The sequence below is a fragment of the Nocardioides stalactiti genome, assembly GCF_014180715.1.
GTDB lineage: Bacteria > Actinomycetota > Actinomycetes > Propionibacteriales > Nocardioidaceae > Nocardioides > Nocardioides stalactiti.
In genome coordinates, this window is record NZ_JACEFC010000124.1 from 1 (window position 1) to 12,106 (window position 12,106).

Below are 12,106 nucleotides of genomic sequence, written 5' to 3' on the forward strand. Positions count from 1 at the left end.
CGGCCGCCGCTCCGGCCGCCCCCAGCACGACAGCGGCGAGGGCGGCCAGCGCGGCGGCGACCCTCACGCCGCGCCGCCGCCGATGTTGACCATCCAGTTGATGCCGAACCGGTCGGTGAGCTGACCGAACTCGTCCCCCCACACCTGGCGGGCCAGCGGCACCGTGATGGTGGCGCCCTCGCTCAGCCCTTCCCAGTAGCCGCGGACCGCCTCCGCGTCGTCCCCGTCGCCCGACAGGCTGATCGTGATCTGGGCACCGGGCGTGAAGTCCATGCCGTCGGGGGTGTCGGACGCCATCAGCGTGAACCCGCCGGCAGTCGTGAGCATGCTGTGCATCACGAGGTCCGCGCCGGGCGCGCTCTTGTCGCCGTACTCCCCGAACGTGCTGAGGGTGAGCTCCCCGCCGAGCACCGACCGGTAGAACTCCATCGCCTCGCGCGCGGTGTCCTTGAAGCTGATGTAGGGGTTGAGCAGCGATCCCATGCTGGTCCTCCGAGGTCGGGTCGCCGGCCCCGTCGGCCGGGCAGGAGCCACCGTAGTGCGCTTCGGTCGTTCCTCAGGATGAAAAGCGGGGGCGTTTCGTTTGGTCGACCTCCTCGCCGGGGCACCTCGACATAACGTGGCCGCTCGGGCCGGGACGAGGAGGAAGCACCATGGGTTGGAAGGACGTCGCCAAGATGGCGTCGCAGTGGGCGGACGCGAAGAAGACCGAGCTGCTCACGGCTGATCGTCGTACGCGGGAGGACGCGTCGGCCTCGGCGGACGCCGTGGAGCGCAACGCCCAGGGGGAGGCGGTCACCTCGTTCCTCGAGGCAACCCTGCCACCGAGCCTCGCGGCCCGGGTGACCGCTGCCCGGCCCGAGAACATGGCGGCCCGGCAGGCCGCCGAGGACGCCCGCGAGGCCGAGGAGCGCCGGGAGCGGCTGGAGGAAATGGCCGCCGGCGGCGCGACCGCCGAGCTCACCCTGACCATCAGCGGTGGGGAGCAGGGCACGGTCACGGTGACCCTGCCCTGCGAGCGGCGCGAGGAGCACCCCGAGCCGGAGGACGACGGGTACGGCGGCCCGCCGCCACTCGGCTGGTTCTTCGTGCGGGTCGAGTCGCCGACGCTGGTGCCGGTCGGGTCGACCGCGCTGTCCGAGCTGTCCCTCGCGGTCCCCGACTTCCGCGGCCCCGGCCGCTACGACCTCGCCGCGCTCGCCGCCCGCAGCGACGCGGGTGACCTCGCGTCCTGGGACGCCCTCGAGATGTACCTCAACCCCACGGGCGAGGCCGACGACCGGATCTTCTACGTCGACACGTACGGCGAGCGCCCGGTCCTCGACGTGACCCCCACGTCGCTCACCTTCGACCTCCCGATGGCCTCCGCCGTCAGCTCGATCCGCGTCACCGGCACGATCACCTGGGCCTGACGGCCTCATCGGGCAAGGGCGTCGGCCCGGCGGAAGGAGATCGTCACGCTGCGGGTCAGGATCATGATCGACGCAGCACCGAAAACGGCGCAGCCCACGGCCAGGTCCCACGCGGCGTCGCTGTCCGGCGCCAGCACCCGCACGTAGGGACCTGCCGGCGCGTCGTAGCCGTAGCCGAGGCAGACCACCGCGGTGGAGATCGGCAGGAGCACGCCGGCTCCGCGCCCCCAGCGCAGCGTCGCCGCGGTCGCAGTACCGGTGGCAATGAGCACGTGGCCGACGGTGCCTGCCGCCTCCGGGTGGCTTCCGCGGAACGCGCACAACAGGGCAGCCGCCGCGGACGCCGCGAACAGCAGGAGCACGAGGTCGAGCGCGACGACATGCCGCGCCACGCGCTGCTCGACCCCCTGGGTCCTCGAAGCGACGCTGTCAGCCAGCGCCACCCCGAGGACCACCGGTAGGAAGGTCGACCACGTCGAGATCCCGTCGACACCCACGACGGGCGGGACCCGCAGGACCGTTCCGCCCACCACGGACTGGATCCCTCCGACCACGAGCAGCACGACGACGAGCTGCTGGACCCGGCGCGCGCGGCACCAGAGCCTCATCGATCCTCCGAGCACGCGACCGAGGCGACGCCGTCGCGGAACCACTCGGCGAACGATCCCGGCCGCGAGCTGGCCAGCGCGGTCTCGGCCGCGGCCACCGCTGCGGGCAGGACCTCCTCCCGCAACGACTCCGCCGCGACTCCCATCGCCAGCGCGAGCGCCGCCACCCGCTCGTCCCCGGCACGATCGCCGTAGAGCCCGCGCCGGCACCCCGCCTCCCGGGCGACGTACCCGGCCGCCACGAGCAGCCGGGCCTCGTCCACCGACCCGAAGCTCGCCCCGACGGTTCGGGCGGCGATCTCGCCGTGACGGGGGTCGCGTTGATCGACTCCTGTCACCGGCTCGAGCCCCCCGCCGTCGACCCAGGTGTTGAGGGCGCGGACCACCCTGGCCAGCGTCGGCACCGAGGGCTGCTGCTCGGGCCACACGCACAGCCGCAGACCGTCCTCCTCGACGCACACGAGCCGGGTCGTTCTCGGTTCGGTGATCGACAGCGGCACCGGCGTGCCACCGCTCCGCACCGTCAGCACGCCCGCGAGGGCAGCCGCTGTCGTGACCGCGACCGCTCCACCGAGCAGTGCAGTCCGCGACACACGGCTCCAGTGCGCTGGCCAGAGGAGAGCCGCCAGCCCGACCAGGAACACCAACGTCAGGCATCCGCGCGCGAGGAGATAGTGCGTCGTGACTTGGGTGTCGATGCGGCAGCACACGACCTCGGGCGCGAGATGCCTCACCACGACGTTGCTCTGGGCCGGCGTCACGGCGATCCACCAGAACGGCGCCGCGACCGCCGCCGGAATACCGATGGGCGTTGGCAGGGTCACGCCCACGACCAGGCCCCAGAGGCCGCAGCCGACAAGGGTCCCCAACGCGAGCAGCAAGATCGCCAACGCACGGGGCTCCTCGGGCGCGCTGCGCGCGCTGACGATCATGAGGACCCCGATCGCCAGGGTCGTGCCCAGCACGAGCGGAGCGAACACACGGAGTGTGACGGCATGGCGCCCCTCGGGCTGGTCGTGGTGAAACGCCCAGACTCCTCGACAGGACACCGCCACGACGCCGGCGAGTAGTGGCCCCGACGGATAGGAGCCGAAGGTCGCCGCGTCCGCGAAGGCGGACTGTCCATAGCCGGAGGGGACGGCGTCGGCAAACAGGACTAGCGACTGCATCCCGAAGACGACGGGGACGAACCACCATGCCCCCGTCGATCGGAGGGCGGTCCATGTCCTCATGGTCGACCGTCGGTCAGGACCTGGGCGTACGCCCGCGCCATGACGTCGTCCCCGACCGGAACCAGCCGGCGGAACTCGTCGGTGGTCCCTTCGAAACCGATCGCACCGCCGACGAGGACGACCACCCGGTCGACGTCACTGGCGAGGTCGGTCGCCTGGTGGGTCGAGACGACGACTCCGCCGGGAGTGTCGAGGCGGCGCAGCACCTCCCGGAAGCCGAGTGCCTGCGCGGGATCGAGGCCCGCGGTCGGCTCGTCGAGGAGCAGCACGGACCCTCCCTGTGCCAGGGTCTGGGCCAGCCCGAGCCGGCGTAGCTGGCCGCCGGACAGCTCGGACGCCCTCGTCCTCGCCTGGTCGGCCAGGTCCACCTGCTCGATCGCGGTCCACGCCGCCCGACGGGCGTCCCGGCGGGGGCGCCCCGCCAGCCATGCGACGTACTCGACCTGCTCCGCAGCCGTCATGCCGCGGGCCGGCTGGATGTCCTGAGGCATCCAGCCGACCCGCTGCCGAAGGACGGCCCTCGACGGGTCACCATCGAGGAGAACCGCGCCTCTGGTCGGTCTCAGGGATCCGCAGAGCAGCCGCAAGAGGGTCGACTTCCCGGCCCCGTTCGGCCCGAGCAGCATCGTCACCTCACCCGGGCGCACGGACCAGTCGAACCGCTCGAACACCTCCCGCCCCCGGCGCCGGTACGAGAACCCCAGTCCGCTCGTCTCGAGCACCCCGCTACCAGCGGACCGTCGCCGTGAACGACGTCAGGTGATATACGTAGCCGGCCAGCCCGTAGTCGAAGGTCCGCAGGCTCGTCACGTCGTAGTGGTGCTCCTTGTCCCAGTCGGTGTCGTTGTTCGCGTAGACCGCGTCCTTGTATGAACCGCAGTTGACCCACTCCGACCCGCGATACGCGTCGGGACGGAACGACCGGTCCTCGCGGATCGTCATCGTGAACTCGCGCTTGCAGCCCTCGTCCGTGGTCACGCGCGAGTCTGCGTAGCCGGGCGCCGAGTTCGTCCACCGCTTCGAGGTGTCTCCGTGCGTCCAGTTCCGGTTGTCATCCTCGCGGGTCAGCGCCATCGCCGGTGCGGCGATGCCCACCCCCAACCCAGCGAAGGCGGCCACCGTCGCCGCCCCACGGGCGAACCTCATGACCATCGTGTCGATCTGCATCCTTTGCTCCCACCTCGTTCGAAGAGGTGCCGGCCAGCACCTCTTGACCGAGAGACGTTGCGGGGACCCGAATCCTTACGCCGTTTCGGCCGAAACTTTTCGGCAGGCCTGCGGGGCAAGCCGGCCCGGCGGGATTCGCACGGCGGTCGCTCGCGCTGGCCCGGCACGAACCGGCATCATCGAGCGGTGCAGAACGACGAGGCGGGCATCAGCCGGGGAGCGGTCGGGACGATCGCCTGGACCGAGCGGACGGGCGGGGTCCTCACGCGGCCAGAACGGCTGGCGCTGGTCCCGTCGCTGCTCGGCGGGGTCGGCGACATGGTCGTCGGGCCGGTGGCGACCGCTCTGCGGGTCAACTCGGGGCGGCGCGCGAGCCTCGACCCGGCGGTCCTGGTCCCGCCGGACTCCGCGCTGGCGCGGGCGGCCGAGGTCGCGGCGGGCGACCTGCTGCCGCCGTTCCTGCTCAACCACTCCTCGCGCGCGTACGCCTGGGGCGCGGCGCTCGGCGCGCTCGACGGCGTCCGCTTCGACCGGGAGATCCTCTACCTGGCGGCCCTCTTCCACGACGTCGGCCTGACCGATCCCGAGGCCGGGCGGGACTTCACCACCCGCAGCGCCACCGCGGCCCGCGCCTTCCTCGACCAGCACGGCTTCTCGGCCGCGGACCGCGAAGTCGTCACCAACGCGATCGCCCTCCACCACACGCCAGGCGTGCAGCAGGAGGACGGCCCGGAGGCCTACCTGATGTCGTCGGGGGCCGCCGTCGACGTCTTCGGCCTCCGTGCCCACCAGCTGCCGACCGACGTCCGCTCGACCGTCGCCGACGCCCACCCCCGGCTCGGCTTCAAGAAGCAGTTCACCCGCCTCTGGCGGGCCGAGTCGAAGGCCGTCCCCGGGGGCCGCGCGCAGTTCCTGCGCCGCTACGCGCTCAGCGACCTCACCATCCGGCTCGCCCCGTTCCGCGGGTAGGACGCGGTCGGCGGTCCGCTGGGAAATGGCAGAAGGCCCCGGGTCGTCCCGGGGCCTTCCGTCGACGTGCGCGAGGGGGGAGTTGAACCCCCACGCCCTTTCGGGCACACGGACCTGAACCGTGCGCGTCTGCCTATTCCGCCACTCGCGCGTCGCTGTCCCATCGAGGATCGAACAGCCGGGCAAGGCTATCCCAGGGGGCGCTCGCGCCCCAAACCGGGAGTCGCGCGCCGCGTGCGGGTGGGGTGGAGCCCACACCGATACGATCGAGCGAACCCGGCACGATCGGGTAGTGACGCATGCGACCTGACGGGTTCGACGACAGCGAGACGACGGAAGGAGGCCGCCGCGTGGGTGGACTGCAACGCTTCGAGCACAAGCTCGAGCAGGCGATCTCCGGCGTCTTCGCGCGCACCTTCCGCAGCGCCGTCCAGCCGGTCGAGATCGCGGCGGCGCTGCAGCGCGAGCTCGACAACAAGGCCCAGGTCCTCTCCCGCGAGCGGCGACTCGTGCCCAACGCGTTCACCGTCGAGCTCGCCCAGTCCGACCTGGAGCGGCTCGCGCCGTACGACTCGGCGCTCGCCACCGAGCTGACCCAGCAGCTCCAGGAGCACGCCAACCTCCAGGCCTACGTGTTCCCCGGTCAGATCAAGATCGCGTTCGAGCCCGCCGAGGACCTCGGCACCGGGCGCTTCCGCGTGCTCAGCAAGGCCGAGGCCGCCGTCAGCGGGCACGCCCGCTACAGCACCCGTCAGCGGACCCGCGCGATCCTCGAGGTCAACGGCAGCAGGCACCCGCTCCAGCCGCCCGGCCTGGTGGTGGGCCGCGGCAGCGAGGCCGACCTGCGGATCAACGATCCCGGCGTCAGCCGGCGCCACGCCGAGTTCCTCGTCACCACCCAGACCGTCGCGACCGGTGCACCGGGCGACGGGCCGTTGCACATCGAGGTCCACGACATGGGCTCGACCAACGGCATCACCGTCGACGGCCACAAGGTGAGCCGGGCCGCGCTGCGCGACGGCTCCCGCGTTCAGGTCGGGCACACGTCCCTGGTCGTCCGCCTCCTGGAGGAAGAGATTGTCTGAGCTCACTCTGTTCCTCGTGCGGGTCGCCTACCTGGCGATCCTCTGGATCTTCGTGCTCTCCGCGATCTCGGTGATCCGCTCCGACATGTTCGGCGCCCGGCTGCCGTCGACGGCTGCCGGCACGGCACCCAAGCCCCCCAAGCAGCCCAAGGCACCGCCGAAGAGGCGCGGGTCCCCCACCCACGTCGCGGTCATCCAGGGCCAGAACACCGGCGTCACCGCGGCGCTCGCCCCCAACGCGCCGATCCTCATCGGCCGGGGCAACGACGCGGCGATCCGGCTCGACGACGACTACGTCTCCACCCGCCACGCCCGGATCGCCGCCTCCGGCGACCAGTGGTACGTCGAGGACCTGGGCTCGACCAACGGGACCTACCTCGGGACCCAGAGGATCACCCAACCGACGACGATCGGGCTCGGTGCGCAGGTGCGCATCGGGAAGACCATCCTGGAGCTGAGGAAGTAGACCTTTGACGTCAGACGACCAGACGCTCCCGGACGAGCCGGAGCAGCCAGCACCGCCGACGGAGCCGCCCCCGGCCGAACAGCCGCCGCCCCCGGACGGTGCGATGGACGACCCGACCGACGAGTCGATGGAGTTCCCGACGCCGGACCTCGGCGAGCCCGAGGGCACCGGGGCCCCGGCCCAGCCCGACGAGCAGCCCGCCGACCTGACGATGATGCGCCCGGTCCCGGAGACCACCGACGCCGGCCACGCCGCGGGCGCCTCGACCGTCGACGCCCCCGAGCCGGAGCCGTTCCCGGTGCCCGACGAGTCCCACCTCGACGGGCCGACGCCGGCACCGATGCGCCTCTCCTACTACGCCGTCTCCGACGTGGGTCGGGTCCGCAAGGACAACCAGGACTCCGGCTACGCCGGTCCGTGGCTGCTCGCGGTCTGTGACGGCGTCGGCGGCGCGGCCCGCGGCGACATCGCCTCCAGCACCGCGGTCAGCGAGCTCCGGGCCCTCGACGAGGCGCCCGGCACCGGCGACCTGCTGACCCGGGTCACCGACGGCCTCCACGAGGCCCACGAGTCGATCCATGCCCAGGTCGAGCTCGACCCCGCCCTCAACGGCACCAGCACGACGGCCACCGTCGCGCTCTTCGACGGCCACCGGATCGCGATCGGCCACATCGGCGACTCCCGCGGCTACCTCTACCGCGCCGGCGAGCTGTCCCAGATCACCAGCGACCACACCTTCGTCCAGAGCCTCATCGACGAGGGCAGGATCACCGAGGAGGAGGCGCGGGTCCACCCGCACCGCAACCTGATCCTCAAGGCGCTCGACGGCCTGCACGAGGTCGAGCCCGACCTGTTCGCGATCGCGCTCGCCCCCGGCGACCGGCTGTTCCTCTGCAGCGACGGCGCGTGCGGCGTCCTCGAGGACGCCCGGATGGCCGACATCCTCGCCAGCGGTTCGCCCGAGTTCGTCGCGATCGAGCTGGTCCGCGCCAGCCTCGACGCCGGCAGCTCCGACAACGTCACCTGCGTGGTCGCCGACGTGCTGGCCGAGGAGGACGCACAGGCCGACCCGGCCTACGCCGACCTCGAGCCGATGGTCGTCGGCGCCGCCGCCGACTTCAAGCGCCGCAGCCCGCGCGGGCTGTTCCGCGGCCACCGGTCCGGCGACACCGGCGAGCTCGAGCCGGTCGACGCCGAGATCCCCGAGGGCATCGACTACGCCATCCAGGCCGACCCCCCGGTCGACCCGGAGGCCTACCGCTACGCACCGCGCCCGCCGCAGCGCTTCACCTGGGCGCGGCGGGTCCTGGCGGCCGCGGTCGTCCTGGGGCTGGGCTGGATCGCCGTCGCGTCGGCGTACTGGTGGACCCAGCAGCAGTACTACGTCGGCGAGCGCGACGGCCAGGTCGCGATCTATCGCGGTATCGACGGCGTGCCCGGGCTCTCGTCGGTCTACCGGACCAGCGACCTTGCGGTCGACGACCTTCCCGAGGCCGCCCAGGCCGACGTCGAGGAGGGCATCGCCGCCGACGACTTCGAGGACGCCACCAGCATCGTGCTCAACCTCGCCGAGCGGATGATGCCGGCCGAGAGCCCGGAGGAGTAAGCACTCCGTGGCCAACGCCCTGCTCCTGCAGTTCGTCCACCGCCGTCGTCGCGGTGCCGAGCTGTTCCTCCTCATCCTCGCGCTCGTCGTGGGGATCGGCGCCTACGCCGCGGTGGGGCTGGGCGTCGATGGCGAGGTCCCGACCAACCTGCTCGGCTACGGCGGCTGGCTGGCCGCCCTCGTGATCGCCGCCCACGTCGTCGTCCGCCTGGTCGCGCCGTACGCCGACCCGGTGCTGCTGCCGATCGTCGCGGCCCTCAACGGCATCGGCCTGGCGATGATCCACCGGATCGACCTCGCCCTCGACCAGGGCCAGGCCGACCAGCAGCTCATCTGGATGACGATCGGCGTGATGCTCTTCGTCGCGACGCTCGTGTTCCTCCGCGACCACCGGCTGCTCGCCCGGTTCACCTACACCTCGGGCCTAGCGGCGCTCGTCCTCCTCATGCTCCCGATGCTCCCCGTCATCGGCAACGAGGTGAACGGCGCGCGGATCTGGATCGCGATCGGCCCGCTGGGCTTCCAGCCCGGCGAGATCGCCAAGGTGCTGCTCGTCATCACCTTCGCGGGCTACTTCGTCGTCCACCGCGACGCGCTCGCCCTCGCCGGCCGCCGGGTGCTGTTCGTGGACTTCCCGCGCGGCCGCGACCTCGGCCCGATCCTGGTGATGTGGGGCGTCAGCCTCAGCATCCTGATCCTGCAGAAGGACCTGGGCTCGAGCCTGCTGTTCTTCGGCCTGTTCCTCATCATGCTGTACGTCGCCACCGAGCGGCCGGGCTGGCTGGTCGTCGGCGGCGCCCTGTTCTTCGGCGGCGCGGCGGTCGCCTTCCGGCTCTTCGCCCACGTCCAGCAGCGCGTCGACATCTGGCTCGACCCGTTCGCCGACCGCAACGGCGACGGCTACCAGCTGGTGCAGAGCCTCTACGGCTTCGCCTGGGGCGGGCTCATCGGGCGTGGGCTCGGCGAGGGCATGCCGGGCCGGGTCCCCGAGGCCGAGTCCGACTTCATCATGGCCGCGATCGGTGAGGAGCTCGGCCTGACCGCGGTCATCGCCCTGCTGCTCCTCTACGGCCTCATCGTCGAGCGGGCGCTGCGGGCCGCGCTGATCTCCCGCGACGGCTTCGGCAAGCTGGTGGCGACCGGACTGGCGGGCGTCTTCGCGCTCCAGGTCTTCGTCGTCATCGGCGGCGTGACCCGGCTGATCCCGCTGACGGGTCTCACCACACCGTTCCTGTCGTACGGCGGCTCGTCCCTGGTCGCCAACTGGGTGATCATCGCGCTGCTGCTGCGGATCTCCGACCAGGCCCGGCGCCCCCTTCCTGAGGCGACCGACGAGTCCGAGGACCCCGACCTGTTCCAGACCCAGGTCGTCAAGGCGGTGGGCCGCTGATGAACAGGCCCATCCGCACCGTCTCGATCTTCTGCATGTTCCTGTTCCTCGCGCTGATGGTGAACATCACCTACCTGCAGTTCTGGCATGCCGAGGAGCTCAACACCGACCCGCTCAACGCGCGCGTCGCCGAGGCGGCGTTCAGCCGCCAGCGCGGAGAGATCGTCACCGGCGAGGGGCGCGAGCAGGTCACGCTGGCGCGCAGCACGGAGTTCGACGACCAGTACAAGTACCTGCGCGTCTATCCCAAGCCCAAGCTCTACGCCAACATCACCGGCTACCTGACGCTCGGGAGCCAGACCGGGATCGAGCGCTCGCAGAACACCGTGCTCTCCGGCGAGGACCCGCGGTTGTTCGTCACCCGGCTGATCGACCTGGCTCAGAACCAGAGCAACAAGGGCGGCAACGTGCTGCTCACGCTCGACCCCGACGCGCAGCAGGCGGCCTACGACACCCTGCTCCAGACGATCGGACCCGACGGCGAGGGCTCGGTCGTGGCGATCGAGCCCAAGACCGGCCGGATCCTCGCGATGGTGTCGCTGCCGACGTACGACCCCAACCTGCTGGCCACCCACGACTTCGGCGAGTTCAACGCGGTGTTCCAGGACCTCGACCAGGACGACCGTGAGCCGCTGGTCAACCGCGCGATCCAGACCCGCCTGTTCCCGGGCTCGACGTTCAAGGTGGTGACGGCGGCGGCCGCCATCGAGAACGGCCTCTACGCGGTGGACGACGAGGTCCCCTCCGGTGCGACGTGGCAGACGCCCGGCACCACCGGCGACAGCAACGTGATCGACAACGAAGGTCGCTTCCTCTGCAACCCCGAGGAGATCTCCTTCCGCACCGCGATGGCGCAGTCCTGCAACACCGCGTTCGCCAAGATGGCCGTCGAGCTGGGCCCGGAGAAGATGCGCGAGCAGGCCGAGGCGTTCGGCTTCAACAGCGACTACCTGCAGGACCTCTCGCCGCAGGCACAGTCGGTGTACCCGACCGGAGTCGACGGCGAGGAGCTCAACGACGCCCAGACCGCCCAGACCGGCTTCGGCCAGTTCGAGGTGCAGTCCACGCCGCTGCAGATGGCGATGGTCGTCTCCGCCCTGGCCAACCGGGGCACCCTGATGCGGCCCTACCTCGTCGACGAGGTGCAGTCCGCCGAGTACGAGACCCTCGAGAAGACCGAGCCCGACGAGATCCGCGACGCGGTCTCGCCGACGACGGCCGACCAGGTGACCGAGCTGATGGTCGACACCGTCGACAACGGCACCGCCTTCCCGGCCGCGATCCCCGGCATCAGCGTCGCCGGCAAGACCGGGACGGCGCAGCGCGGCGTCGAGGGCAAGGCGCCGTACGGCTGGTTCGTGTCGTTCGCCCCGGCGGAGGACGCCGAGGTGGCCATCGCCGTCATGATCCAAGAGGCTCCGGGCAAGGAGATCGCCGGCGGGGCGCTCGGCGGCCCGATCGCGAAGGCAGTGATGGAGGCGATCCTGAATGACTGACCAGCCAGGCACCCCGGGCACCTCGCACTACGCCGACGACGCCCACCGCTACCGACTCGACTCCCGGATCGCCACCGGCGGAATGGGCGTCGTGTGGCGGGCGACCGACACCCGCCTCAACCGCCCGGTCGCGGTCAAGGTCCTCAAGCACGAGTACGCCGACGACCCGCAGTTCCGGACCCGCTTCGAGACCGAGGCCCGCAACGCCGCAGCGCTGCAGCACCCCGGGATCGCCGGCGTCTTCGACTACGACGCCGACCCCGACAGCCAGGGCCTGCCCTACCTGGTCATGGAGCTGGTGGAGGGACAGCCGCTCTCGTCGCTGCTCGCGCAGGCGCGCGACAACGGCCGCGCCCTCGACGCCAACGTCGTGCGCGACCTGCTCACCCAGACCGCCGACGCGCTCGCCGTGGCGCACGCCGCCGGGATCGTCCACCGCGACGTCAAGCCGGCCAACCTGCTCGTGACCCCGGACCGGCGCATGAAGGTCACCGACTTCGGCATCGCGCGCGCCGCCGACGACGCCCAGATCACCCGCACCGGCGCGGTGATGGGCACCCCGCAGTACCTCTCGCCCGAGCAGGCACGCGGCAACCCGTCGACGCCGGCGTCCGACGTCTACTCGCTCGGGGTCGTGGGCTTCGAGTGCCTGACGGGCCGCCGCCCGTTCGAGGC

General features: G+C 71.6%; 12 protein-coding genes, 1 tRNA gene and 1 pseudogene. 8 read left to right on the forward strand and 6 right to left on the reverse strand.

Going from position 1 to position 12,106, the window contains the following annotated elements:
- Positions 1 to 63: 63 nt before the first annotated feature.
- Positions 64 to 483, reverse strand: a complete 420-nt coding sequence (locus tag H0487_RS19040) for a VOC family protein (protein WP_183095810.1) — start codon at positions 481 to 483, stop codon at positions 64 to 66.
- Positions 484 to 653: 170 nt separating this feature from the next.
- On the opposite strand from H0487_RS19040, the gene H0487_RS19045 reads away from it, so the two are divergent.
- Positions 654 to 1,412 carry a hypothetical protein gene (locus H0487_RS19045; RefSeq protein WP_183095811.1) on the forward strand — a complete coding sequence of 253 codons (759 nt, stop codon included), beginning with the start codon at positions 654 to 656 and terminating at the stop codon, positions 1,410 to 1,412.
- Between the two features lie 5 nt (positions 1,413 to 1,417).
- Here the strand turns inward: H0487_RS19045 and H0487_RS19050 are convergent, their stop codons facing one another.
- The 4 genes and pseudogenes from H0487_RS19050 to H0487_RS19065 form a co-directional block, all read right to left on the reverse strand.
- Positions 1,418 to 2,020, reverse strand: coding sequence for a hypothetical protein (locus tag H0487_RS19050; RefSeq protein WP_183095812.1), 603 nt, complete (start codon positions 2,018 to 2,020; stop codon positions 1,418 to 1,420).
- Positions 2,017 to 2,985 (reverse strand): hypothetical protein, encoded by a 969-nt coding sequence (locus tag H0487_RS19055; protein WP_183095813.1) that lies wholly within the window; start codon positions 2,983 to 2,985, stop codon positions 2,017 to 2,019. The genes H0487_RS19050 and H0487_RS19055 overlap by 4 nt, the downstream gene beginning before the upstream one ends.
- Positions 2,986 to 3,248: 263 nt before the next feature.
- Positions 3,249 to 3,902 (reverse strand): annotated as a pseudogene (locus H0487_RS19060) (ABC transporter ATP-binding protein); the annotation flags it as partial.
- Between the two features lie 76 nt (positions 3,903 to 3,978).
- Complete coding sequence (locus H0487_RS19065) at positions 3,979 to 4,419, reverse strand: hypothetical protein (RefSeq protein WP_183095814.1); 441 nt, start codon at positions 4,417 to 4,419, stop codon at positions 3,979 to 3,981.
- Positions 4,420 to 4,605: 186 nt separating this feature from the next.
- Between H0487_RS19065 and H0487_RS19070 the strand changes: the two genes are divergently transcribed.
- Positions 4,606 to 5,388: an HD domain-containing protein gene (locus tag H0487_RS19070; protein ID WP_183095815.1), complete on the forward strand. Its 783-nt coding sequence runs from the start codon at positions 4,606 to 4,608 to the stop codon at positions 5,386 to 5,388.
- 67 nt (positions 5,389 to 5,455) lie between these two features.
- Here H0487_RS19070 and H0487_RS19075 read toward each other — a convergent pair.
- Positions 5,456 to 5,539 (reverse strand) — tRNA-Leu (locus H0487_RS19075).
- A 199-nt stretch (positions 5,540 to 5,738) separates the two neighbouring features.
- Between H0487_RS19075 and H0487_RS19080 the strand changes: the two genes are divergently transcribed.
- From H0487_RS19080 to H0487_RS19105, 6 genes are all read left to right on the forward strand, one after another.
- Complete coding sequence (locus H0487_RS19080) at positions 5,739 to 6,473, forward strand: FHA domain-containing protein (protein WP_183095816.1); 735 nt, start codon at positions 5,739 to 5,741, stop codon at positions 6,471 to 6,473.
- The gene (locus H0487_RS19085; RefSeq protein WP_183095817.1) at positions 6,466 to 6,939 is read left to right on the forward strand and encodes an FHA domain-containing protein FhaB/FipA; all 474 of its coding nucleotides are present in this window, start codon (positions 6,466 to 6,468) and stop codon (positions 6,937 to 6,939) included. The genes H0487_RS19080 and H0487_RS19085 overlap by 8 nt, the downstream gene beginning before the upstream one ends.
- A 4-nt stretch (positions 6,940 to 6,943) precedes the next feature.
- Positions 6,944 to 8,545 (forward strand): PP2C family protein-serine/threonine phosphatase, encoded by a 1,602-nt coding sequence (locus tag H0487_RS19090; RefSeq protein ID WP_246383883.1) that lies wholly within the window; start codon positions 6,944 to 6,946, stop codon positions 8,543 to 8,545.
- A 7-nt stretch (positions 8,546 to 8,552) separates the two neighbouring features.
- On the forward strand, positions 8,553 to 9,935 hold the full coding sequence (locus H0487_RS19095) for an FtsW/RodA/SpoVE family cell cycle protein (RefSeq protein WP_183095818.1): 1,383 nt from the start codon (positions 8,553 to 8,555) through the stop codon (positions 9,933 to 9,935).
- Positions 9,935 to 11,431 carry a peptidoglycan D,D-transpeptidase FtsI family protein gene (locus H0487_RS19100; protein WP_183095819.1) on the forward strand — a complete coding sequence of 499 codons (1,497 nt, stop codon included), beginning with the start codon at positions 9,935 to 9,937 and terminating at the stop codon, positions 11,429 to 11,431. Before H0487_RS19095 ends, H0487_RS19100 begins: the two co-directional genes overlap by 1 nt.
- Positions 11,424 to 12,106: serine/threonine-protein kinase (locus H0487_RS19105; protein ID WP_183095820.1), on the forward strand; the 683-nt coding region annotated here is incomplete at its 3' end. The genes H0487_RS19100 and H0487_RS19105, both read left to right, overlap by 8 nt.

Bases quoted from the DNA above. Each gene is read 5' to 3' on its own strand.
- H0487_RS19065 (WP_183095814.1), bottom strand. From the start codon at position 4,419: ATGCAGATCGACACGATGGTCATGAGGTTCGCCCGTGGGGCGGCGACG.
- H0487_RS19050 (WP_183095812.1), bottom strand. From the start codon at position 2,020: ATGAGGCTCTGGTGCCGCGCGCGCCGGGTCCAGCAGCTCGTCGTCGTG.
- H0487_RS19045 (WP_183095811.1), top strand. From the start codon at position 654: ATGGGTTGGAAGGACGTCGCCAAGATGGCGTCGCAGTGGGCGGACGCG.
- H0487_RS19040 (WP_183095810.1), bottom strand. From the start codon at position 483: ATGGGATCGCTGCTCAACCCCTACATCAGCTTCAAGGACACCGCGCGC.
- H0487_RS19100 (WP_183095819.1), top strand. From the start codon at position 9,935: ATGAACAGGCCCATCCGCACCGTCTCGATCTTCTGCATGTTCCTGTTC.